Below are 21205 nucleotides of genomic sequence, written 5' to 3' on the forward strand. Positions count from 1 at the left end.
TCTGGTCGGTCGTCTTCCGGGTCGTCCGCTTCCTGGTCATCCCAGGGACGCCGTCCTGTTCCGGTGTGCTGTGTTCCTTTCGGTTCGCTCGATACGAGCTCCTCTCGGCTTGGCCCTGTTGGGCCGGGCGTCTCCGGCCCGGCCGGTTCTGTCCCGGCCGGCACCGGTCGCGTCCCGGCCTCGCCGGGTTCGTAGCCGTGCCGGCCGGTCAGACCGGCACCTTGGGACACGGCTCCCCGCGCGGCGGGGTCGTCGGCGGGTGTTTCAGCCGCTTCCCGTCAGGCCGCTGCCGAGTCCGATCACCATCGGGACCACGCCGGTCAGCAGGAACGCGGGCAGGAAGCACAGACCCAGTGGAACCGTGGTGAGCACCTGGGCGCGTCCGGCCCGGGTACCGGCGGCCCTGCCGCGCTCAGCGCGGCAGTCGGCAGCGATCCGGGAGACCGCCTCCACGGCCGGGGCACCCGTGGTGCCGGCCCGCTCCAGGCAGTCCGCCAGCCGGGTTGCACCCGGCAGGGCGGCCAGGCGCCCCCATGCCTCGCCCGGGTCGCCGCCGAGGCGCAGCTCGGCCGCGGCCCGGGTCAGCCGATCGCCGACCCGCCCATTCAGCGATGTCCCCACCGCCTCCGCCGCCTCCCGGGGCCCGGCTCCGGCCGCCAGGCAGGCCGCCAGCAGATCGGCGGCCAGCGGGAGCTGGGGGACCGGCGCTCGTTCCGCCGCAGCCTCGGCCGCCGCCTGTTCCCGACGTCGGCGCAGCCACCAGACCATGGCCCCGGCCCCGGCGAAGCCCGCCACCCAGCCGATGACGCCCCCGACCAGCACGATCCCGGCCGGTAGCACCGCGACCGAGGCGGTCCAGGCCGGCAAGGCGCTGCGTCGGCCGCTGCCGCGCCGGCGGGCGCGCGGGGCGGCCGAGCCCGGTTCGTGTCTCCTCGGACTCTCGACGATCATGGTGAGGCGTCGCCGGGCGGCACGGGAACGCCGGGCCTCGATGATCGTCGCCGCTGTGCACAGCGCAGCCGTCCCGATCGAGAACGTCATCCCCAGCCTGTGGATAACTTCCGGGCTCATGACCCACGCTCCACCGCTCCGCGTTCGGCCGCGGCCCGCACCAGCCTCGCGGTCCAGACGAGACCCGCCCATTCCAGGAGACCGCCCACCACCAGGCAGGCGACTCCGATCGGGGTGTGGAACAGCACACGTAACGGAGCTGCCCCCATCACGGTGCCGATCAGCAGCACGAAGACCGGCAGAATCGCGAGCACCAACGCCGTCGCCCGCTGGGAGGCCAGCTGGGCACGCAGTTGCTCGCGCTGGTCCCGTTCGGCCCGGAGCGCCGCGCCCACCCGGTCGAGCCCGGTCGCCAGGCCGGCCCCACCGTCGACGGCCACCTGCCAGCACGCCGCGACACCGGTCAGCCCCTCCGCACCGGGCGTGGCCGCCGCACTGCGCAGTGCCCCCGGCACGTCCCCGCCGAATCGCGCTGCGGCGGACACCAGCGGCCAGCCGTCGCCCAGGTCCTCGACGGGCACGGCCATCAGGGCTTCGCCGGGCTGCCGGCCGGCCCGCAGTTCGCCCGCCACGGCACCGCACAAGTCGATCACGTCGCCGACCCGACGCTCCCGCTCCTGGCGCCGCCGCCTCACCCGTAGCCATCGGCCCACCAGGGGCATCGCGACCGCCGCGCCGACGAGGGGCATCACCGACTCTCCGAGCACGGCCAGCACACCCCCGGCGGGCAGGCACAGCACCTCCCGCCCGATCCGGCCGCCGTACCGCGCGCGCCAGTGCCGGCGCAGCGCCGCGAAGGCCTCCACCACGCACCCCCGCGGGCCGGTCTCGCCAGGCGTCAGCGTGCCGCCCCCGGCGAACAGCAGATGCGCCCTGCGTAATTCACGCTGCCGTCCGACCACGGCCCACAGCGCAGCGGCGGCGCAGAGCAGCGCGGTGCACAGTGGCAGCAGGCCGGGGCCTTCACCGGTGCCGGTCACCGGGCTCCTCCGTTCCGCAGGCACAGGGCGCGGAGCCGCGGCCAGCCCGCGGCCCGCTCACAGCCGTCACCGCCCCACATCACGGCGGGCACGGTGGTGACCCACCCGGACCGGTCCCGCTCCAGCACGTGGATCTCGGCGATCCTGCGTCGGCCGCCACGGCCCCGCACCAGGTGGATCACCACGGACAGGGCGGCGGCCAGCTGGCTGTGCAGCGCGGCGCGATCCAGTCCGGCGGTCGATCCGAGCGCCTCCAGGCGCGCGGGTACATCCGCCGCCGCATTGGCGTGCACGGTGCCGCAGCCGCCTTCGTGCCCCGTGTTGAGCGCGGCCAGCAAGTCGGTGACCTCCGGCCCCCGCACCTCGCCGACGACGAGCCGGTCCGGGCGCATCCGCAACGCCTGGCGCACCAGGTCCCGCAGTGTCACCAGCCCGCGGCCCTCCTGATTGGCGGGTCGGGTCTCCAGCCGCACCACATGCGGGTGGTCGGGGCGGAGTTCGGACGAGTCCTCGGCCAGCACGATCCGCTCGTCCTGGGCGACCAGCCCGAGCAGGGTGCTGAGCAAGGTGGTCTTCCCGAACCTTGGACCAAGACACCTCTGCGGGTGCAGACTTGGGTCATGACGCAGAGCAACCAGCCGCTCAGGGCGGTCATCTACACCCGCATCAGCCAGGACCGCACCGGCGCCGGCCTCGGCGTCGACCGGCAGCGCGAGGACTGCGAGGCCCTGGCCGCCCGAAACGGCTGGCAGGTCGTCGAGACGTACAGCGACAACGACGTGAGCGCCTACTCCGGCAAGCTCCGCAAGGGCTACCGGCGCATGCTCGCCGACCTCGACGAGGGCCGGGCGACCATCGTCATCGCCTGGCACACGGACCGCCTCCACCGCTCGCCGACCGAACTCGAGGAGTACATCAACCTGTGCGAGCAGCGCGGCGTCACCACGCAGACCGTCCAAGCCGGGGCCCTCGACCTCGCCACGCCGGGGGGCCGCCTGGTCGCGCGGATGCTCGGGAACGTGGCCCGGCACGAGTCGGAGCACAAAGGTGAGCGCGTCGCCCGCGCCCGCATGCAGAAAGCCAAGGCCGGCGAATGGGGCGGCGGAATTCGCCCGTTCGGGTGGGGCGTGCCCACCGGCGAGACCACCAAGAAGGTCGACCGCCGAACGGGCGAGGAGACCGAGGTACCCGTGCTCGACATGGACAAGGGCGTGCCCGAGGAGTTCGCCGCCATCGACACCGGGCACGACATCCTGTTGGCCGGCGGGTCGCTGAACTCCTGGGTGAAGTGGCTCGCCGACAAGGGCATCACGAGCACCCAGGGAAACCCGATCGGCACGACCGAGGCCCGGGACATTCTGCTGCGGCCCCGGAACGCGGGAATCGCCGTCTACAAGGGCGAGGAGGTCGGCAGGGGCAACTGGGAGGCTGCCGTGTCCGAGCCGAAGCACCGGGCGGTCGTGGCGATCCTGAAGGACCCCTCGCGGCGCACTACGCCGGGTTCAGAGCCGAAGTGGTTCGGGTCTCTGATCTACCGGTGCGGCCGGCCGGGGTGCACGGCCTATGCCTACGTCACCCAGTCCGGCGGCCGCAGGTATCCGTCGTACCGGTGCCAGACCAATCACGGCGGCGGCCGGCACGCGCAGAAGCTCGACGACTACGTCCAGGACGTCATCGTCGAGCGGCTTTCCCGGAACGACGCGCAGGATCTGCTGCTGCCCGGCCCCGGCGACGTTGACGTGGCCGCGCTGCAGGCGGAGAGCGAGGCGATCCGCCGGCGGCTGACCGACCTGGCGGGACTGTTCGGTGCGGGGCAGATCACGATGGCGCAGTTCACCGAAGGGTCGGATACCGCGCGGGCCCAGCTGGAGGGCGTGAACAAGCAGCTCGGCCGTGCGGCGACGCAGGATCCGCTGGTGCCACTGGTCGGTGCGCCGGACGTGCGAAAGGCGTGGGACGCGATGGAGCTGTCCCAGCAGCGCTCGGTGCTGCGGGAGCTGCTGGAGGTCACACTGCTACCGCCGCGGCAGGGCCGGATGCCAGATGGCGGCTATTTCGACTATGACGCTATCCAGTTCCGGTGGCTAAGAGGGCCGGAACCGTATTACGCCAAATAGCGCAACCTCCTACTCCTCGGTCTCGATGCGACCCGTTAGCCTCTCAACCAACTTCTCCGCTTCTACCAGTTTTCGAGTCAACCGCTCATTGAGCTTTTGCAGCTTCTCCTCATAGTCCGGGTCTCTGATATATCCCATAGCGTCCAGCCGCCTCGCCACTCCGAAGCTAACTTCGTCTATGCGAGCAGCGGTGAGCGCTTCCAGCATTTCTTCACTCAGGCCCGCTTTGCGGGCATAATCCTCGAACCGTTTCGCGGCTTCCGCCCTTCGAAGCTCGTTGTCTTCCTTCAGTATGGCGTCCCGTGCTTCGCTCCGGGGCGGCTTAGGCTCCCCTGCCCCCAGCTGCCACGCGGCAGGGGCGAAGTCAAGATCTACGTTTTGCGAAACCGCCCCTTGAGCTCGCTCCAAAAATTTGGCCGGCGGGTCGACCGCGAGCACACATTTAAGATATTCCACTGGCGGAAATGAGTGCAGCACCGGATCGCCCTCGCGAGAGCGGAAAACAATTAGGTGATCCTCTTCGGGCGGCATCAGGAAGTAGGAGAAAGGGACATCGAAAATCCTGCTGAAAAGGGCGATCTCTTCAGCGTCGAATTTACGCGGGCGGCCCCCCTGCCAGGCGCGCTCAGCGGCACTCACGCTGGCATTCGACCAAGCGCGACCCGTGTACCTACCGAGCGCTTCCCCGAGCTGCTGCTGCGTCCAACCCTGAGCCCGTCGAGCGCGAAGCAGGTTGTACGACACCAGCTCGTTAACCGTCATGGCGGGCACGGGTGGCGCGTCCCGTACTTGCTCGGGGCCGTCGACGGGGCGCGCGTAGAGCGGGTTCTCAGCCATGCCTCCACCGTAGACCAGGAGTCAACGAAACCTGAAGACGGGGCTTCCACGTTTGGTTGACTTCTGGCCACCACGAGACCTAGCCTTCACGACATGCAGAGAAGTTCAACCAGAACGTTCACTGCGCCGCCACTGCGCGCCGTGCGTGCAGCCAAGGGGTTGAGCCTGAGGCACGTAGCCGAACGGTCTGGCATAGACCCGGGGCACCTCTCGAAGGTCGAGCGCGGCGAGAAGCATCTGTCAGTGGAGTCCTTGCACCGCTTGGCGGTCGTACTTGAACTCCGAGAGCTTGCGACGCTGCTTGCGCCCTACGTGGTGAAGCCGCGGAAGCCGAACAACGACGACGGCGCCAGGGATGCAGCCCAGGCGCCGTCTGTCGAGCACATCAACGAATCCACAGCTCAGCAGACTGGGAGTGCTCAGAAATGAAGCTTACCCGGGCGTCAGTACCCACGCCCAGCAACCAGCCGATACCGGCCAAGGTCACCGCCCCGTCGGCCCTCGACGCCCTGCCGGCGGACGTCCCTGTGCCCGTCGTCCTCACCCCGGCCGCGCACTCCGCCCTCGACGGGCGCCCGTCGACCACCTGGATCGCGCTGCAGGCACTGGCCGTCGCGCAGAACCTCTGCCTGCACACCGCCGACGGCCCCCACGCCTCCGGCCTGACGGCCGCCATCCTCGCCGACCGTCACACGCTGGTCGTCCCGCCCGGGCAGGATCCGGCCGTCACCTTCACCCAGGCGTGCACCGCCCTCGCCGAGCAGTACGGCGTCGACATCACCCCATGCCCGGACGGCCGGCCGTGGTGCACCTCGGCTCTCCTGGACCACGCCGACCCGCGCGAGCACATCCACCGTGGGCCCGAGCACGAGATCAGCGGCTCCTACGGATCGACGCCGCTGGCCTTCCAGCTCACCCAGTGGGACGACGACGAACCGACCCTGACCTTCCAGGCCGGGGGCGAATGGCGCGATCTGGGGCTGGAGGACGTCGACCGGCTGCAGGCCGACCTGACCCGCCACTGTCAGATCCTCGCCGCGGTGCGCGAGCAGCTGGCCGCGCTCATCGCCGCCCACCGGGGCGGCCGCGGGGCGGTGGCCCTGTGAATAGCGTTTCGCATTCCGTTTCCGGTGCCGAGCAGCCTTCCGCGCGAACCTGGGCCCTCGGGCTGGCCGGCGGCGGGCAGGTCACCGGCCCGCTGCCCGCCTGGGCGGACGACGACCCCAGCGCGACCGGACTCACCCCGGAGCAGCTGCGCATGCGGCTGGTCGACATGACCCACTGGCATGCGGTCGACGGCACCGCCCTGGACGTCTTCCTTCCTGCCCAGGTGTCCGGCGAGGACACCGGCGCCGTGCACCCGGAGCCCGTGCTGGCGGCCGCCATCCACCTCGATCCCTACGCCGAGGACCCGGGCCACCGGGTTCCGCTGGCGACGGTGGCTGTGCTGGAGGACTGCGTGATCGCCGACCTGGACCCGGGCGGCCTCGCGGACGTCATCGCCAAGCTGCGCGCCCAGGTCGACCGCCTCGACCAGGTCCACGCCGACCTCGTCCAAGCGCGAACCGAATGGCGGGCGGCGCAGTGATCGCCCAGACCAACGCCGCAGCGGCCGGGGACACCCCCGGCCGCCCGGCCCGGCCCCGGGTCCCGTCCCCCAAGGACGTGCTCGGGATGGACGGCAAGACGTACCCGCCTCGGCTCAGCGATGACGACCGGCGTTTCCTCGCCGGGCGCGTCCACTGCTTGAGGCACGACGAAGGCCTTTCCGTCCGGCAGATCATCGACCGGCTCATAGCTGATCACGGCGTGCAGCGCTCCGTCGGCTGGGTCTCCAGCACGCTCGGGAAGCCCTGCGTCGCCTGTGTTCAGGTGGCGATGAATGTCCCACCTGAACACCTCACCCCGGGGGTGCCGAGTGACGACTGAAGACTCCAGGCGGCGGGCCCGGCCCGAGCGTCCGGTCGGCTACTGGGAGCGCATCGACCGCATCGTCGACCAGGCGCCGCCCCTCGATGACGCCCAGCGCGCGCGACTTCGCGTGATCTTCCACCAGTCCACACGCCGTGAGGGGAAGACAGCATGACCGAGCGAGCCCACGGCCAGTGGCCGGTCGAAAAGCCCGTCCCCCTCGACACGTTCCCCGTCCCGGTCTGCAACCAGCAGCCGGCGGAGAAGCAGCCTCATCCCGAAGTGCCCGTCCCGGACGTCCGCCTTGTCGTCACTGTCGACCTCACCGGCCCCTACGACAGCAGCAGCGACGTCACCCGGGACCTGTACGAGCAGACCCGGCACTCCACCGACTGCCACACCGCGATCGTCCACCTCGGGGAAGACGCCCAACGCTGCAGCCCCGACCTCGGGCACGCGATTGCCGCACGGTTCTTCCTCGCCGCCCGAAGCATCGAGATCCACGTCCCGGCCGGTGCCCGGTGGGCGTTCATCGCCAGCGAGGTGCAGCAGCACCTGCGCAGCTTCGCCTCGGACCACGCCGCGATGCTCAGCAAGACGCGAAGCCCTGGCTGACCCCGGGAAGCGCGCACGGTCCCGGACCAGGGAGCCCGAGACCGTGCGCGCACTCACGAATCCCACCAGCCCCGCTCGTAGAAGAGAGCACGTGTTCGTGAACAGCACTCCCACCCTCTTCGGGGAGGACACCGGGCAGGCCGAGACGGAGACCCAGCCGCCGGTCCGCCTCGACATGGCCGCCGCCGCGGCCCGCCTTGTCGTCTACCGCGATACCCAGCACGAAGACGGGCAGCCCCGTGCGCATCTCGTCGTCGACTGCCCGTTCTGCGGCTACCAGCACATCCACCCCGCCGGCCTCGCCGCCGTGCCCCACGTCTGCCCCCGCAAGTCGCGCTGCGTCGGCCGCCCGGCCGGCACGTACTACTTCCCGGCGGTGGCCTAGTGAAGCCACAGCCCTTGGCCATCCCGCAGGACCTGCCCGGCGCGGCCGTGGCCTACGCTGCCGCGGGCATCCGCGTCTTCCGGGTTCGCCCCGACAAGGCGCCCTTCGCGAACTGCTCCCGGTGCCGCCCGCCAGCGGAGCAGCGGCCGAACCCCTTCTACATCCCGCACCGGCCCGAGGGATGCCGCTGCACGGCGCGCACCTGCCACGGGTTTCACGCGGCGACCACGGACGTCGACCTCGTTCGTCGGTGGTGGGCGGAGCAGCCGGACGCGAATATCGGCGCCCCGTGCGCGCTGAACGGCTGGGCAGTCCTCGACATCGACCCACGCCACGGCGGCGACCAGTCCCTCGCCGTCCTGGAGCAGCGCGTCGGCGTGCTGCCCGGCACCGTCATGCAGATCACCGGCGGTGACGGTCTCCACATCGTCTACCGCACCCCGGGCGTCTCCCTGCCGGGCACGCTCGGGCCCGGCCTGGACGTGAAGCACAACGGCTACATCCTCCTCGCCCCGTCCGTGCACGGCAGCGGTGGCCGGTACCGATGGTCGGGGCCCGGGCGCTTCGTGCAGCCCGAGGCGGCCTGGCCTGCAGTCCTCACCCCACAGAGGAGGGCAGCGTGACGTCCGAGGCCATCCAGCAGGGCGTGGACGCCGCTCTGGCCAAGCTGCACGGCGGCGGCCAGGCGCGCGCCACGGCGACGTTCACCGTGTCGTCCGACCGGATGGACGCCTACACCCGCAAGGCTCTGCAGGACGAGTGCGACGCCATCGTGGGCGCCCCGGACGGCGACCAGAACAACACGATCAACCGGGCCGCGTTCAGCGTCGGCACGCTCGTTGCAGCGGGCGCGCTCGGCGAGGCCGAAGCCCGTGAGGCGCTGCTCTCCGCCGCCCGGGCGGGCAACCATCCCGAGGGCCGGGCCCGGCCCAGCATCGAGTCCGGCCTGCGCAGCGGCCAGCAGCACCCCCGCACGCCGTGGCCGCCGGCCTCGCACAGCGCGGCGGCCGCCGATCTGCGCGACCTCCTCGGCGGCGACGGCATCGACTGGAGCGACATCGAGCACGGGTACACAGAGCCGGGCGACGAACCCGCCGAGCCTGCGGCGGAGCCGGACGGCACCACTGGCCCGGCCCCGGTGCCCGGGCTCATCCCTGAGGAGTTCTGGGCAGCCCGGCCCGAGCTGCGGCACATCCGCCAGGCCGGCCACTCCCGCACCCGGTCCGGCGACGTTGCCCTGCTGTCGGTCCTCACCCGCCTGTCGTCCCTGGTGTCGCACCGGATTCGAGCCGACACCGGCATCGCCGGGTTCGCGTCTCTGAACCTGTTCGGCGGGATCATCGGCCCGTCCGGTATCGGCAAGTCCACAGGCGTGGAGGTTGCCGACCGGCTTATGCCCGCGCCCGTCAATCTGGACTTCCGGGACGGGCTGCCGCTCGGCTCCGGCGAGGGCCTCGCCGAGGTGTTCATGGGCGTCGTCGAGGAGGAGACCGGCGAGGTCCGGAAGCGGGGCGGGACGGAGACGCCCGTCACCGTCAGCGTCCGCAGGCAGGTTCGGCACAACGCGTTCTTCTACGTCGACGAGGGCGCCACGATCACGCGGCTTATGAAGGAGCGGTCCGGGTCGACGCTCGGCGAGACGCTGCGCAGTGCAGCCGTAGGCCAGACGCTGGGGCAGACGAACGCTAGTAAGGACACCAGCCGGTACATCCCCAGCGGCTCGTACAGCCTCGGCCTGCTGGTCGGCTTCCAGCCGGAGACCGTGGCGCCGCTGTTCGAGGAGGTCGCCGAGGGCACCCCGCAGCGGTTCGTGTGGGTACAGGTCATCGACCCGGCCATCCCCGACGTTCCGCCGCCGTGGCCCGGCGAGCTCACCGCCTGGCGCGAGGCCGCCGCCGCGCCGCCCGGCGACGAGGCGAGCCGATTCGTTCTGGTGTCCTTCGACGAGTCCATCAAGGCCGAGCTGCGGGCCGCCGACCTCGCCAAGGTCCGCGGGCACCTGGACCCGTCCGAGTTCAACCAGCTCGACTCGCAGGCCCCGGTGATGCGAGTGAAGCTCGCGTCGCTGCTGGCCATCCTCAGCGGTCGACGGCACGTCACCCCGGAGGACTGGTGGCTTGCCCAGTTGCTGTGGGAGGCGTCGTGCGCGACCCGGGACGCGGTTCTGGCGTACAGCGCGGCGCAGCGACGGGCCGAGCAGGAGCGGCGCACCATGGCTCGCATCGAGGAGGAAGTGCGCGTCGACCACGCGAAACAGCTCGCCGAAGCCGCCAGGACGGACCGGGCTGTCGAGCGGCTGGCGCTGCGGCTCGGCACTCTGGTGCGCGAGCAGGGGCCGCAGACCCGCAAGGCGGTGCGCGCCAGGGTCGCCGGCCGGGACAAGAAGTACCTGTCCGATGCGGTGGCCTACGCGGTGCTGCGGGAGTGGGTCATCGAAGCGGACGGCAGGTTCGCACCCGGCCCTGTCCCCCCGTCTTGAGGGGGGACAGCAGGGGGGGGACATCCCAAGGGGGGGACAGCTTTTGTCCCCCCGTCCCCCCTTGGGAGGGACTCGAAGTAGTTCCCCGCGGAAACCATCTCGTTCGCACGTAACCGTCTGACCAGCACTAATAAAAGATCAAGATCAATTACTACTCGACTCGCATAGCGCGCGAGAGGAGGGGGGACAAACAGCGTCCCCCCTGTCCCCCCCCCGCCGATCTCTAGGAGAACGAAATGACCAATGACCTCCGCAGTCGGGCAGCCGCCATTTTCGGCATGCGCGAAGGAGCCGTGGCGTGGCCCTACGGACTGGAGACACCACACCCGCGACGAAGCGGGCTCAGCCGCGAGCGTCTCGCGAAGGCGACCGCCCACGCCGAAGCGGCGCAGCACGCCATCGTTGAGTGGGCCGAGCGGTACCGCCTGCGCTACAGCCGCACCGGCTGCTGCCAGCTCTGGCTGCTGCGCAAGGTCAGTCGCAAGTGCCCGATGGGTACCTGCCGTAACAACGGCGGCCTCGACTACGTGTGGCTCGACCACGTCAACGGCTGGCTCAAGGACAGTCGCCCCGCGGTCCTGACGAGCGCTCCCTACTCCCCCGGGTACGACGCCGAGAATCCCGAGATCCGCGACTGCCTCGCCACCGACAAACGACTGCGCGCAACGTTCGGCCCCGGATGGTACGGCCACGGCACCAGGCAGATCGTCCTGTGGCGCACGGACCGCATCGACCACATCGAACCGGCTGAACTGCCGAACTAATCGCGGACCCTACGGCCGAGCCCGCGGAAGCCGGGCCCGGCACCGCCCAGCATCCCGCACCAGGCTTTCAGTCCTGAAAGCCTCATTCGAAGGAGGCCGCCATGGCAGGCGAGACCAGCATCACGATCGTCGGCAACCTCGTCGATGACCCCGAACTGCGCTACACCCCGGCCGGCGCCGCCGTCGCAAAGTTCCGGATCGCGTCCACCCCCCGCACCTTCGACCGCCAGACCAACGAGTGGAAGGACGGCGAGAGCCTGTTCCTCACCTGCTCCGCGTGGCGGCAGGCCGCTGAGAACGTCGCCGAGTCCCTGGCACGCGGCATGCGCGTCATCGTCCAGGGTCGACTCAAGCAGCGCTCTTACGAGGACCGCGAGGGCATCAAGCGGACCGTGTACGAGCTGGACGTGGACGAGGTCGGCCCGTCCCTGGCCCGCGCCACCGCCGCGGTGACCAAGAACCCGGCCGCGGGCGAGCGGGCCGCATCCGGCCCGGCCGGCGGCCCCCCGAAGGCGCCGCCTTCGGGACGCCCCGCATCCGCCCCGACCAGCGGCTGGGGCGCCCAACAGCCCGCCGTCGGCGCCCCGGCGGGGTACTCCGACGAACCGCCCTTCTGACCCCGGACGACGTCATGAACGGATACGAGATGCAGATCCTCGTCAGCGGGTTCGCCCTCGGCGGCCAAACCGCCATGGCCGTCTACGCCTTCATCAGCTGGCGGGCCGCGGCCCAGGCCGAGCGCGACTCCCGCCGGGCACGGCGCACCAGCGGCGCCGACCAGTACCGGCTCAGCCTCGCCCTCTACCAGCTGCAGCACCGGGCGAAGGGCCAGCCAGTGGCGACACAGCGAAGGTGGAGCGCATGAGCGAGTGCGGGATGTGCGAGCGGCAGCTGGCCGAGGACGCCCACCTGTGCCCCGGGTGCACGAGGGCCACCGGCCAGCGGCTGGACCGGATGCCGACCCTGTACGCCGCGCTCGCCGGGTTCCTCGCCCCGGGCGGCCGGCGGCCCGAGCTGGGCCGGACGGTCACGGTGGAGGCGCAGCTGCCCGTCGCCGAGCCGGTGCTGGTGCTGCGCGGCCCCGGGGGGATGGTCGGCGTCCTCGAGGACTGGCGCAGCGCGCTGCACGCCGATCTCGGCTGGAGCGAGCCGAAGCCGCAGGGCCCGATCGGTGAGCGGATCAGCACAGCCGCCGCTGGGCTGCACGCGAACATCCTGTGGATCGCGTCGTGCTGGCCGATGGCCGGCGCGTTCGCCGAGGAGCTCCGAGACCTGGAGCGGTCGGTCCTGTCGGTCGTCTCCCCGCCGGAGCGGACGATTCGGCTCGGCAACTGCCCGGCGGTGTACGAGGACGGGGTGGTGTGCGGGGCGGTATTGCGGGTCCCGCCGGGCGTGGCCGAGGTGCGGTGCCGGTGGTGCGAGGCCGTGTACCCGCCGGCGACGTGGATGGACCTGGCTCGGGCGCAGCAGGCGGTCAACGAGGGTGCACCGAACGGGATTTCGAGCGACGAAGCGGCCTGACCCGCTTGCTATGCAACCCTAGGTTGGATAGCGTGGTTCTCGATGGAAACGCCACCTTGGCGCGAGCGAGTACGCGCGGAGGAGGAGCTGCTGGAACAGCTCCGACTCCAGACGTCACAAGCAGCGAAGCGCCGCGCAGCGGCCCTGCTCGACGGCGTGGCCGACCTCGGCAGCGTGTACGCGGTTGCCAAGGAACTCGGCCGTAGCCACACCGCCATCGACAAGGCGATCAAGAAACACCGGCCGCCCGCTGGAACGGACCGGCCCACCACAACCGAATAACGCAGAACGGGAGCCGGGCGACAGCTCCCCCAGGTGCTGGAACACCTGAGGGGCGCGCGCGCCGCCCGACTCCCTGACCGAAGTACCACCTGACCTAACCAGGAGGACTCGACCATGGCCGATACTGCCATGCCCGCGCGCCACGGCGCGCCCCCGCCCGCCGACCGGCGCCTGATCGCCGTCGGCACCATCCGCCACCGCGGCGGCCGCACCATCACCGTGCGCGCCACCCCGGCCGGCGTCACCGGCACCATCGCCCCGACGGCGGTGGCCCAGTGACCGAGACGACCGAGCACACCATCCCCGAGCCCGTCCGCGACCTGCTGCAGGCCGTCCGCGCCGCGCTCGACATCCCGCACCCCGCGACCTACGGCGACCGCGACCGGCACGCCCAGGTCCTCGCCGACCGGGCCATGCACACCGTCATCGCCCTGGCCGACGTCCTCGACACCGAGGTGTCCGCGTGCCTCGGCATCGAGTGGACCACCACCTACCTGCGGGCCCGCCTCGCCGAGCACCCCCCGACCGGCTACCAGCACGCCGGAGAGCGGCGCACGGGCGGCCCCGTTGGGGGTGATGCGTCGTGATGCGCATCCTGCAGCGGCCCACCTTCGTGCCGCCGCTCGACATCGCCCTGGCCGGCGCCCGCCAGGTCCACGCCGACGCCGAGCGCGCCGACATCCATGACCACGACGCCATCGTGGAGTCGCACGCCGCCGCCACCGAGGCGCTGCGGCAGCTGCTCGCCGCCCTCGACGCCGAGGAGGGCCGGCCGTGACGCAGATGCCGAACGCCCCCCGCCTCACCGAGGCCGAGCGGAGCATCCTCCACGAGGACGCCACCGTCGACCGCTGCCACGACGACTACGACAGCGACGAAGCCCGCGAGCTCCGCGCCCGCTTCGACGCCCACTGCCGGCAGCAGGCCGACCGGTGACCCGCCCCCGCACCGTCACGGTGCACACCCGCGACCACGGCCCCGTCACCCTCTTCGAGCCGCCCTGGTGTCTCGGACAGCACCGCGATGGCGAGTACCGGGCCGACCTCGTCCACGAGGGCCAGGAGACCGCCCTGCGCGCCCCTGTGCCCGCCGGTGGCCACGTCACGGTCATGACCGCGGCCCTCGTCGCCTACCCGCACGCCACCGCCCGCGGCACCGAGCCCACCGTGGCCGTCGAGCTCAGCGGCGACTGGTACCACTACGCCCCCGCCGGCCTCGACCAGCTCGCCGCCGCCGCAGTCGTCCACGCCACCGAGCTCCGCGCGCTCGCCCGGCAGCTCACCGTGTTCCGCGCCTCCTTCTGACCAACCCCTCGTCCCGGGCCCGCCCCGAGCAGGGGCGGGCCCCGGAAGGACCCCGCACATGCACCCCGAACCCGACGCGACTCGGGAATGGCTCACCCGCATCTCCCTGGCCGCCGGCATCGCGTTCACCGCGACCGCCGAGTACGAACTGGCCCGCACTCTCGGCGCCGAAAAACCGATCGCCGTCATGCTGCCGCTGGCCATCGACGCCTACGTGGTGGCCGCCCTGCGCTGGTTCCGCCCGCTCGACATCGCCCTGTCCCTGACGCTCATGGGTGCCGCACAGGTCGCCGCGCACCTCTTGGACGCCGAGGTGGTCCAGGTCGACATCCCCATGGTCGTGGTCGTCTCGCTGCTGGTTCCGGTGGCGATCTGGCGCACCCACGCCCTGGCCCGCGACGCGACCCACCCTGCCCGCCCCGGACCCGATCCGGCACCGGCAGCGGAACCAGCGCAGCACGCCCCGCAGGCCCCCGTGATCATGGTTCCGCTACCGGTTCCGCACACCCGCGGCGAACCCTCCTGGAAGGCCGCCCCCATGCGCTCCGCGGCCCCGCCCCCGGAACCCGCCCCCGAACCGACCGTGGCCGACTACCTCGCCCGACAGCACCGGGTCCGCGTCGAGCAGATCCGCGCCGTCGCCGCCCTTCTGGACGCCGATCCCAATCTCAGCGGCAAGGCGGCCGGCGAAGCGATCGGAACCGGCGACCGCTACGGCAGGCGCGTGCTGAACGCGGCCAAGGAACTCAACGGGGTCCGGCCGTGACCGAGCCGCACGCCTTCCCCCCGCCGCCGCAGCGCCCGCCCACCATCGGCCGCACCACCTGGTGGACCAACCAGCCGGCCGAGCCCCGTGTTGTCATCGTCACCGCCGACCCCCCGGCCGCCGAGGCACCCGGCCGCCGGTTCCTGCCCGACGGCTGGCGGTGGCGGCCGCTGGCCGCCCTGGCCGCCACCGGCCCCGGCACCTGGTGGGCCCAGCAGCTCGCCGACCCCGAACTGTCCACCGGCGGCGCCATGGTCCTGTGCGGCCTCACCATCACGATCTCCGCCGCCCTCGACCTCGCCCGCGGCCAGTGGCTCACCCGCGTCGCCCTGTACTCCGCCGTCCTCGGCACCGCCCTCGCCCTGCCCGCGCGCCCCGTCCTGACCGTCATCACCTACCTGATCACCGGAGTCTCCTGATGAACGTGGCACTCACCGCCGGCGGCCTGCTCGTTGGCCTCGTGATCCTCGCCTGGTACGGCGTCCGCTGGTGGCACGCCAACAAGAACAAGAAGCAGAGCAAGGACTGGAAGGCCCTCGGCCCCCTCGGCTACGGCGTCCTGCTCGGCATCCTCGGCGCCGCGGTCACCGGCGGCATCCTCGGCTGGGTCTTCACCCGTGTCCGCTCCGCCAGCAACGCCACCGGGGAGAAGGTCCTCGGCTCGGCCACCGGCGCCAACGGCCACGCCGTCGCGTCCACCCAGCTGCCGCCGCTGACCGTCGGCGGCGCGATCCTGACCGTCCTGGTCTTCGTGGCCGCCATCGCCCTGTGGAAGCGATGGGACAAGGCCGAGCAGAAGATGATCGGCGCAGGGGCCGTCTCCGGCGCCACCCTCGGCACCTCGGCCGGCGTCGCCGGGTCCGGTGCCCTCGCCCTGGTGCCGCTCATCAACTCCATCGGCGACTCGCTGGTCACCAGCATCTGATGAACGCCCGGGACAGCGTCCGGCGGCTCGCCACCGGGTCCGCGATGCTCACGCGCCGCATCGGCCAGGCCCTCACACCCGAGGGCCGGCCGGTGCTGGCCGCCGGACTCATCACCGCCACCGTCTGCGGCACCATCACCGCCTTGAACGCCGCCCACCAAGCCCCCATCCTCGCCCCGGTCGCCGCCACGGTCTGGTGCCGCCGAGCCTGGGCCGCCGCCGGCCCCCCGCCGGACACCGGCAACGCCGCCACCGAGACGCCCGAGACCACCACCCCCACCCCGGACCCGGGCCCCGCCCGGCCGGACGACCCGCGGCGGGACCTCGCCCAGGCCGTCCTCGACATCATCGGCGACCGCCCCGGCATCCACCTCGCCGAGCTGTACCCCGCACTCCTCGCCCGGCCCGCCGCCGCCCGCCTGGACGAGACCCGACTCCGCGCCGCCCTCACCGAGGCCGGCATCACCATCACCCGATCCATGCGCGTCGGCGACGTCGAGGGCCGGTCCGGCATCAAGCGCGCCGACGTCCAGGCCCTGCTCGACCCCCCTCCCCCCGGCCAGCCCCTCTCCACCCCTCTCCACGACGGAGACGCAGGTCAGACCCCTGGAGAGCGCGGCGGAGAGCTGGCTGGAGAGCGGCCGGAGAGCACCCAGGCCACCCCTCCCGAGAGGGGTTACATGCACCACCCAACCGAAGGAGAGAGCCCGTGAACCGCTTCGACCACATGAGCAACGAGGACATCCAGGCCGAGATCACCCGCCTCACAGCGGAGATCAGCCGCAGCGGCGCCGAGACCTCCGACCCCGTCCGCCAGGCCGCCCGCGAAGCCATCAACAAGGCCCTGGACGAGCTCAACCGGCGCGCCGGCAACTAACCCGCGCCCCCGGGGCGGCCGACAGCTGCCAGGCGACCCGGCCGCCCCGGACCCCGCCCCGATCAGCGAGACGAGGGATCACCACCATGCCACTCCGCCCCATGCCCATGGGCCCCGGCACCCGGCCCGACCCGCGGCACGAGACGACGTACAGCGGCAGCCGCGGCGGCTGGGTGAGGCCCGAGCCGAAGCCTGTCCCCGGCAAGCCCAAGGGCTGACACTGGAAACGCTGGGTGTGCCCGGCCCGAGGCCCCGCCGCGTCCCCACGACGCGGCGGGGCCCTGCTGCATCATGGACGCATGCACCCCGCCCCCGTCCTGGTGGACCTGCTCGCCGCCCAGGCCGCCACCGGCATCCGCCCCGGGACCCTCCGGGTATGGCTCCACCGCGGTCACCTCACTCACCACGGACACGACCCGGCCGGCCGGACACTGGTCGACCTCGGCGAGCTGCAGCAGCACCTCGCCACCAAGGCCGCTTGCGCAGCGGCCTGACCTGCTGTAACACTGGAGCCGTGCTCAGCGTGCCCACACGCCGCTGAACACCTGCCGGGAGAAGGTCGGAACCAGGCAACTGGATCCTCCACCACCAAGGTGGCAGTGGCCCCCGGAGATACACCAACGACAGCCCCGACCACCACGGTCGGGGCTTCGTCGTTCCCACACACATGCCCCTCACCTCTCGGTACGCTGCACGCCCCCACACCACCGTGCACACCGCTCCGAGGGGAACTCCATGCGCGCCCGCTCCGCCGCGGCCATCGCCGCCCTGATCTGCCTGCCGCTCACCGCCTGCGGTGACGACTCCGATGACAAGCCGGAAGCCGGCACCCCCGCTCCGTCCGCTCCGGCCGGGAAGAACACCGACGGCAAGGGCGAGACCGCCGCGCTTGAGCAGTCCGTCCGGGAGTACACGAAGAAGCTGTTCGGCGGCGACGCTTCCGGGCACGACCTGCTGTCCAAGCGCTGCCAGGAAGAGATGCCCCGGGTCCAGTTCGCGGAGGTGGCCAAGCAAGGCCACCACGAATTCGGCGCCCAGACCATCAAGAACATCAAGGTCGAGCAGATCAGCGGACACATGGCCCGCGTCTCCTACGGGGTCGGAATCCCTCAGTTCGAGCGGAAGAACCAGCCCTGGACCCGCGAGGACGGCACCTGGCGCTGGGACGCCTGCTGATCCACTTGGTACCGCCGAAGACCCGCCCCTGAGCGGGCCTTCGGCATTTTGGAGGCATCCATGCGCCACAGTCCGAAGCTCGTCTACGAGGTGCGCGAGCTGCAGCCGACCAACGACGGGTGGGCCCGCTGCGAGAAGACCGGACGGGCCAACGTCGCCTGCTCCTGCGGCCTGATCACCGGCTGGGCCAGCACCGCCGACGCGACCCGCGTCTACGGCGAGCACTGCGGCTCCGCGCCTCAGACCAACACCGTCAGACTCAATGTGGGGGCGTCCCAGGGAGGCTCCGAGCAGGTTCTCGACATCGTCAAGCGGTGGCTCAAGAGGTAGCCGTGCGAGCGCTCCAGACCTGCCCCACCCCCAGATGCCCCGAACTCACCGCCGGCGGCCGGTGCGACACCTGCCAGGCCGCCGCCAGCAGGCGCCGCGGCAGCGCCCGGGCCCGCGGCTACGACGCCCGCTGGCAACGCACCCGCGCCGCCTACCTCCGAGCCACCCCGTACTGCGAGTGCGACGAGTGCGCCCAGCTCCCCGAGCTGCTGCGGCCCCGCGCCACCGAGGTCAACCACATCGACGGACTCGGCCCACACGGGCCCCGCGGCCACGACTGGACCAACCTGCAGGCCATGACCAAGGCCCACCACAGCAGGCACACCGCCCGGGAACAGCCCGGAGGGTGGAACGACCGCGAACAAGGTTGATCACTGGACTCCGTTCACAGCCTGCGCGATACCCCCGATGGCCTGAATGGCTCGCACACCGGAGCAGTACACCGTGATCTTGCGGTCGTTGCCGTTCGACTCGACGTAGACGGGGAACCCGTAGCGCCAAGCGATCGCAAGGATGGCCACGACGTCGCTCTGGTCCGGATCCTTCAGGTCCACCTCGACGTATCCGTTAGCAGAGATGGCAGCCTCCGCCATGACAGCCTCCCTGTGTCTTCAGGTGAAGCAAGTGTCAAACGCCTCAAGCTCACTCGCAACGCCACTTGGTCGGCTACGGAAGGTGACCTACGAGTAGGGGGTGGACCCCCTCTGAAGTGGGGTTCCGGAACGCCGGGGAGGGCTCCGCGAGGTGCGCCGGGTCAAAGGGTTCTTGATCAACTCAGGGTCGTCACGCAACGTGGCGGCCCTCGATGCTGCGCAAGGCAGCTCGGGAGGGTGATCCGCTATGCCCCGAGGGGGACACGCCGCGTCCGGCCCGCCGCCGGACCCCAACTCGCTGAAGTCCGCGAAGGCTGTTCAGGCGGGCGGGTGGATGACGCTGCCGGCCGAGGGCCGCACCGGGCCGGCGCCGCAGTGGCCGCTGACCGAGCAGACCGACCGCGAGGCGGACCTGTGGGAGGACCTGTGGACCAAGCCGCAGGCGGTCGCCTGGGAGGCGATGGAGCAGGTGCTTGAAGTGGCCCTGTTCTGCCGGACCCTGGCGGAGGCTGAGCGGCCCGACTGCCGGGTCGACGTCAAGAAGATGATCCGCGGCTACCTCGACAGTCTCGGGCTGAGCGTGGCGGGCATGCTGCGCAACCGGTGGAAGGTCGGCCCGCCCGCCGGGGTGGTGGAGCAGGCCGCGCCCGCGGCCGCGCCTGCACGGCGTGCGAGTGCGCGCGACCGGCTGAGGGTCGTGCCCCGTGGCGAAGGCACCTGACGCCGAGTTCCTGGTCGACTTCCCGACCCTGTGGGTCGTGCCGGACTGGATCGAGGAGCACTGCCCGATACCAGATAGCTTCCGCGCGGGCGAGCGCATGGAGCTGTACCCGTGGCAGCTGTGGTGCACGGCCAACCACTACCGCGTCCGCCCCGAGGCGACCGTGGGCCAGCTGGCGCCAGCGTTCCACTACCGCCGTTCGCAGGTGGTCGCGCCGCAGAAGACGGGCAAGGGCCCGTGGTCGGCGACGATCGTGCTGGCCGAGGCGGTCGGCCCGGTCGTGTTCGCCGGCTGGGCCCGTGGCGGCGAGCGGTACCGGTGCGCGGATCACGGCTGCCCGTGCGGCTGGTGGTACGAGTACGAGCCCGGCGACCCCATGGGTACACCGTGGCCCACCCCGCTGATCCAGTTGACCGCGTCCAGCGAGGACCAGGTCGCGAACGTGTACCGGCCGCTGAAGTCCATGGTGAAGCTGGGTCCGCTCGCCGAGCAGCTGCGCGTCGGCGAGGAGTTCGTCCGGGTCGGCGACGCTGGCCGCATCGACGTCGTCACATCGAGCGCGCTGTCCCGGCTGGGTAACCCGATCAACTTCGCGCTGCAGGACGAGACCGGAACGTGGACTAAGGAGAACAAACTCCGCCGGGTCGCTGAGACGCAGCGCCGCGGTCTGGCCGGTATGGGCGGCCGGTCGATGGAGACGACGAACACGTGGGATCCGTCGGAGAACTCGGTGGCGCAGACGACCGCGGCGTCGAAGCGCCGGGACATCTTCCGGTACCACCCGCAGGCGCCGAAGTCGCTGTCGTACAAGGACAAGCGGCAGCGGCGCCGGATCCACGCCATCGTCTACGCCGGGTCCTCGCATGTGGACCTGGACGCGATCGAGGCCGAGGCCGCCGAGCTGATGGAGCACGACCCGGCCCAGGCGGAGCGGTTCTACGGCAATCGGGTCGTGTCCGGCACGGAGGCGTGGCTGGACGGCGCGCTGTGGGAGGCCCGCGCGGCGGCGAAGCCGCGGGTGGTCAAGCCGCGCACGCGGGTGGTGGCCGGCTTCGACGGGTCGGACATCGATGACCACACCTCGATCCGGCTGGAGACGCTGGACGGCTACCAGTTCACCCCGACCTACGGGCCGGACAAGCTGCCGACCATCTGGGACCCGGCGGACTTCGGCGGCCAGGTGCCGCGGCTTGAGGTCCAGGCGGCCATGGACGAGGTGATGCGCACCTTCGACGTGGTGCGGCTGTACGCCGACCCCCCTTACTGGGAGACCGAGGTGGACGGGTGGGCCGAGAAGTACGGCGAGAAGGTCGTCATCCGCTGGTACACGCGCCGGGTGGTGCAGATGCACGCGGCGTGCGAGCGGCTGAAGACCGACGTGACCAAGAAGGACTCGACGTTCACGCACGACGGGTGTCCGATCACCGCCGATCACGTGGCCAACGCGCGCTCGGCGGCCCGGCCCGGGGACCGGTACGTGCTCCGCAAGGCCAGCGAGGCGCAGAAGATCGACGCCTGCGTGACCTCGGTCTTGGCCCACGAAGCCGCGGGCGATGTCATTGCCGCCGGCCTGGCGGTCCGGAAGAAGTCATACGCCTACACCGCATAGGG

At 71.5% G+C, this 21205-nt stretch carries 36 protein-coding genes and 1 pseudogene; 32 read left to right on the forward strand and 5 right to left on the reverse strand.

The genetic code is table 11. The features are described from left to right. Nucleotides 1-264 precede the first annotated feature (264 nt). The 3 genes and pseudogenes from ACH4B3_RS20135 to ACH4B3_RS20145 all read right to left on the reverse strand — a co-directional run. A complete protein-coding gene (locus ACH4B3_RS20135) occupies nt 265-1071 on the reverse strand; it encodes a type II secretion system F family protein (protein WP_398464403.1) in 807 nt (268 codons plus the stop codon). Continuing rightward, entirely contained in the window at nt 1068-1991 is a 924-nt protein-coding gene (locus tag ACH4B3_RS20140) for a type II secretion system F family protein (RefSeq protein WP_398464405.1), read from the reverse strand. Before ACH4B3_RS20140 ends, ACH4B3_RS20135 begins: the two co-directional genes overlap by 4 nt. Beyond that, nucleotides 1988-2743 (reverse strand): annotated as a pseudogene (locus ACH4B3_RS20145) (ATPase, T2SS/T4P/T4SS family); the annotation flags it as partial. The gene ACH4B3_RS20140 and the pseudogene ACH4B3_RS20145, both read right to left, overlap by 4 nt. On the opposite strand from ACH4B3_RS20145, the gene ACH4B3_RS20150 reads away from it, so the two are divergent. Next, nucleotides 2657-4108 (forward strand): recombinase family protein, encoded by a 1452-nt coding sequence (locus ACH4B3_RS20150; protein WP_398464652.1) that lies wholly within the window; start codon nt 2657-2659, stop codon nt 4106-4108. The pseudogene ACH4B3_RS20145 and the gene ACH4B3_RS20150 sit on opposite strands and share 87 nt — an antisense overlap. A gap of 9 nt (nt 4109-4117) precedes the next feature. On the opposite strand, the gene ACH4B3_RS20155 is transcribed toward ACH4B3_RS20150, so the two are convergent. Further along, nucleotides 4118-4945: a helix-turn-helix domain-containing protein gene (locus ACH4B3_RS20155; protein WP_398464407.1), complete on the reverse strand. Its 828-nt coding sequence runs from the start codon at nt 4943-4945 to the stop codon at nt 4118-4120. Nucleotides 4946-5086: 141 nt separating this feature from the next. Between ACH4B3_RS20155 and ACH4B3_RS20160 the strand changes: the two genes are divergently transcribed. From ACH4B3_RS20160 to ACH4B3_RS20300, 29 genes are all read left to right on the forward strand, one after another. Continuing rightward, complete coding sequence (locus ACH4B3_RS20160) at nt 5087-5374, forward strand: helix-turn-helix domain-containing protein (protein WP_398464409.1); 288 nt, start codon at nt 5087-5089, stop codon at nt 5372-5374. Continuing rightward, nucleotides 5371-6051, forward strand: coding sequence for a DUF6907 domain-containing protein (locus tag ACH4B3_RS20165; RefSeq protein WP_398464411.1), 681 nt, complete (start codon nt 5371-5373; stop codon nt 6049-6051). The genes ACH4B3_RS20160 and ACH4B3_RS20165 overlap by 4 nt, the downstream gene beginning before the upstream one ends. Beyond that, on the forward strand, nt 6048-6533 hold the full coding sequence (locus ACH4B3_RS20170; RefSeq protein ID WP_398464413.1) for a DUF6907 domain-containing protein: 486 nt from the start codon (nt 6048-6050) through the stop codon (nt 6531-6533). Before ACH4B3_RS20165 ends, ACH4B3_RS20170 begins: the two co-directional genes overlap by 4 nt. Beyond that, the gene (locus ACH4B3_RS20175; protein ID WP_398464415.1) at nt 6515-6874 is read left to right on the forward strand and encodes a hypothetical protein; all 360 of its coding nucleotides are present in this window, start codon (nt 6515-6517) and stop codon (nt 6872-6874) included. Before ACH4B3_RS20170 ends, ACH4B3_RS20175 begins: the two co-directional genes overlap by 19 nt. Then, a complete protein-coding gene (locus ACH4B3_RS20180; protein WP_398464417.1) occupies nt 6864-7031 on the forward strand; it encodes a hypothetical protein in 168 nt (55 codons plus the stop codon). The genes ACH4B3_RS20175 and ACH4B3_RS20180 overlap by 11 nt, the downstream gene beginning before the upstream one ends. Continuing rightward, complete coding sequence (locus ACH4B3_RS20185) at nt 7028-7471, forward strand: hypothetical protein (protein ID WP_398464418.1); 444 nt, start codon at nt 7028-7030, stop codon at nt 7469-7471. The genes ACH4B3_RS20180 and ACH4B3_RS20185 overlap by 4 nt, the downstream gene beginning before the upstream one ends. A gap of 97 nt (nt 7472-7568) precedes the next feature. Beyond that, nucleotides 7569-7856: a hypothetical protein gene (locus ACH4B3_RS20190; RefSeq protein WP_398464420.1), complete on the forward strand. Its 288-nt coding sequence runs from the start codon at nt 7569-7571 to the stop codon at nt 7854-7856. Nucleotides 7857-7870: 14 nt separating this feature from the next. Continuing rightward, nucleotides 7871-8479 (forward strand): bifunctional DNA primase/polymerase, encoded by a 609-nt coding sequence (locus tag ACH4B3_RS20195; protein ID WP_398464422.1) that lies wholly within the window; start codon nt 7871-7873, stop codon nt 8477-8479. After that, nucleotides 8476-10335: a hypothetical protein gene (locus ACH4B3_RS20200; RefSeq protein WP_398464424.1), complete on the forward strand. Its 1860-nt coding sequence runs from the start codon at nt 8476-8478 to the stop codon at nt 10333-10335. The genes ACH4B3_RS20195 and ACH4B3_RS20200 overlap by 4 nt, the downstream gene beginning before the upstream one ends. Before the next feature lie 236 nt (nt 10336-10571). Further along, nucleotides 10572-11099 (forward strand): hypothetical protein, encoded by a 528-nt coding sequence (locus ACH4B3_RS20205; protein ID WP_398464426.1) that lies wholly within the window; start codon nt 10572-10574, stop codon nt 11097-11099. 101 nt (nt 11100-11200) lie between these two features. Next, nucleotides 11201-11716, forward strand: a complete 516-nt coding sequence (locus tag ACH4B3_RS20210) for a single-stranded DNA-binding protein (RefSeq protein WP_398464428.1) — start codon at nt 11201-11203, stop codon at nt 11714-11716. Between the two features lie 14 nt (nt 11717-11730). After that, entirely contained in the window at nt 11731-11964 is a 234-nt protein-coding gene (locus tag ACH4B3_RS20215; RefSeq protein WP_398464430.1) for a hypothetical protein, read from the forward strand. After that, nucleotides 11961-12620: a hypothetical protein gene (locus ACH4B3_RS20220; protein ID WP_398464432.1), complete on the forward strand. Its 660-nt coding sequence runs from the start codon at nt 11961-11963 to the stop codon at nt 12618-12620. The genes ACH4B3_RS20215 and ACH4B3_RS20220 overlap by 4 nt, the downstream gene beginning before the upstream one ends. A gap of 42 nt (nt 12621-12662) precedes the next feature. After that, nucleotides 12663-12902 carry a hypothetical protein gene (locus ACH4B3_RS20225; protein WP_398464433.1) on the forward strand — a complete coding sequence of 80 codons (240 nt, stop codon included), beginning with the start codon at nt 12663-12665 and terminating at the stop codon, nt 12900-12902. Nucleotides 12903-13016: 114 nt separating this feature from the next. Then, a complete protein-coding gene (locus ACH4B3_RS20230; RefSeq protein ID WP_398464435.1) occupies nt 13017-13181 on the forward strand; it encodes a hypothetical protein in 165 nt (54 codons plus the stop codon). Further along, on the forward strand, nt 13178-13489 hold the full coding sequence (locus tag ACH4B3_RS20235) for a hypothetical protein (RefSeq protein ID WP_398464437.1): 312 nt from the start codon (nt 13178-13180) through the stop codon (nt 13487-13489). The genes ACH4B3_RS20230 and ACH4B3_RS20235 overlap by 4 nt, the downstream gene beginning before the upstream one ends. After that, nucleotides 13489-13680: a hypothetical protein gene (locus ACH4B3_RS20240; RefSeq protein ID WP_398464439.1), complete on the forward strand. Its 192-nt coding sequence runs from the start codon at nt 13489-13491 to the stop codon at nt 13678-13680. The genes ACH4B3_RS20235 and ACH4B3_RS20240 overlap by 1 nt, the downstream gene beginning before the upstream one ends. Continuing rightward, entirely contained in the window at nt 13677-13838 is a 162-nt protein-coding gene (locus ACH4B3_RS20245; protein WP_398464441.1) for a hypothetical protein, read from the forward strand. The genes ACH4B3_RS20240 and ACH4B3_RS20245 overlap by 4 nt, the downstream gene beginning before the upstream one ends. Then, on the forward strand, nt 13835-14206 hold the full coding sequence (locus ACH4B3_RS20250; RefSeq protein WP_398464443.1) for a DUF6907 domain-containing protein: 372 nt from the start codon (nt 13835-13837) through the stop codon (nt 14204-14206). The genes ACH4B3_RS20245 and ACH4B3_RS20250 overlap by 4 nt, the downstream gene beginning before the upstream one ends. Nucleotides 14207-14264: 58 nt before the next feature. Next, a complete protein-coding gene (locus ACH4B3_RS20255; RefSeq protein ID WP_398464445.1) occupies nt 14265-14972 on the forward strand; it encodes a hypothetical protein in 708 nt (235 codons plus the stop codon). Beyond that, on the forward strand, nt 14969-15391 hold the full coding sequence (locus tag ACH4B3_RS20260; RefSeq protein ID WP_398464447.1) for a hypothetical protein: 423 nt from the start codon (nt 14969-14971) through the stop codon (nt 15389-15391). The genes ACH4B3_RS20255 and ACH4B3_RS20260 overlap by 4 nt, the downstream gene beginning before the upstream one ends. Then, nucleotides 15391-15897: a hypothetical protein gene (locus tag ACH4B3_RS20265; RefSeq protein WP_398464449.1), complete on the forward strand. Its 507-nt coding sequence runs from the start codon at nt 15391-15393 to the stop codon at nt 15895-15897. The genes ACH4B3_RS20260 and ACH4B3_RS20265 overlap by 1 nt, the downstream gene beginning before the upstream one ends. Beyond that, the gene (locus tag ACH4B3_RS20270; protein WP_398464451.1) at nt 15897-16610 is read left to right on the forward strand and encodes a hypothetical protein; all 714 of its coding nucleotides are present in this window, start codon (nt 15897-15899) and stop codon (nt 16608-16610) included. Before ACH4B3_RS20265 ends, ACH4B3_RS20270 begins: the two co-directional genes overlap by 1 nt. After that, nucleotides 16607-16774 carry a hypothetical protein gene (locus ACH4B3_RS20275; protein ID WP_398464453.1) on the forward strand — a complete coding sequence of 56 codons (168 nt, stop codon included), beginning with the start codon at nt 16607-16609 and terminating at the stop codon, nt 16772-16774. The genes ACH4B3_RS20270 and ACH4B3_RS20275 overlap by 4 nt, the downstream gene beginning before the upstream one ends. An 86-nt stretch (nt 16775-16860) precedes the next feature. Further along, nucleotides 16861-16992 carry a hypothetical protein gene (locus tag ACH4B3_RS20280; protein ID WP_398464455.1) on the forward strand — a complete coding sequence of 44 codons (132 nt, stop codon included), beginning with the start codon at nt 16861-16863 and terminating at the stop codon, nt 16990-16992. An 81-nt stretch (nt 16993-17073) separates the two neighbouring features. Next, on the forward strand, nt 17074-17268 hold the full coding sequence (locus ACH4B3_RS20285; RefSeq protein ID WP_398464457.1) for a hypothetical protein: 195 nt from the start codon (nt 17074-17076) through the stop codon (nt 17266-17268). Between the two features lie 241 nt (nt 17269-17509). Continuing rightward, the gene (locus tag ACH4B3_RS20290) at nt 17510-17950 is read left to right on the forward strand and encodes a hypothetical protein (protein ID WP_398464459.1); all 441 of its coding nucleotides are present in this window, start codon (nt 17510-17512) and stop codon (nt 17948-17950) included. A 60-nt stretch (nt 17951-18010) separates the two neighbouring features. Beyond that, complete coding sequence (locus ACH4B3_RS20295) at nt 18011-18280, forward strand: hypothetical protein (protein ID WP_398464461.1); 270 nt, start codon at nt 18011-18013, stop codon at nt 18278-18280. Then, nucleotides 18265-18651, forward strand: coding sequence for an HNH endonuclease signature motif containing protein (locus ACH4B3_RS20300; protein ID WP_398464463.1), 387 nt, complete (start codon nt 18265-18267; stop codon nt 18649-18651). Before ACH4B3_RS20295 ends, ACH4B3_RS20300 begins: the two co-directional genes overlap by 16 nt. On the opposite strand, the gene ACH4B3_RS20305 is transcribed toward ACH4B3_RS20300, so the two are convergent. Next, a complete protein-coding gene (locus ACH4B3_RS20305) occupies nt 18652-18873 on the reverse strand; it encodes a hypothetical protein (RefSeq protein ID WP_398464465.1) in 222 nt (73 codons plus the stop codon). Nucleotides 18874-19120: 247 nt separating this feature from the next. Between ACH4B3_RS20305 and ACH4B3_RS20310 the strand changes: the two genes are divergently transcribed. Together ACH4B3_RS20310 and ACH4B3_RS20315 are read left to right on the forward strand one after the other, a co-directional pair. Continuing rightward, nucleotides 19121-19594, forward strand: coding sequence for a hypothetical protein (locus ACH4B3_RS20310; protein WP_398464467.1), 474 nt, complete (start codon nt 19121-19123; stop codon nt 19592-19594). Continuing rightward, nucleotides 19578-21203: a hypothetical protein gene (locus ACH4B3_RS20315; protein ID WP_398464469.1), complete on the forward strand. Its 1626-nt coding sequence runs from the start codon at nt 19578-19580 to the stop codon at nt 21201-21203. Before ACH4B3_RS20310 ends, ACH4B3_RS20315 begins: the two co-directional genes overlap by 17 nt. Nucleotides 21204-21205: the final 2 nt, after the last annotated feature.

It is taken from the genome of Streptomyces sp. NPDC018031 (assembly GCF_044327625.1).
GTDB lineage: Bacteria > Actinomycetota > Actinomycetes > Streptomycetales > Streptomycetaceae > Streptomyces.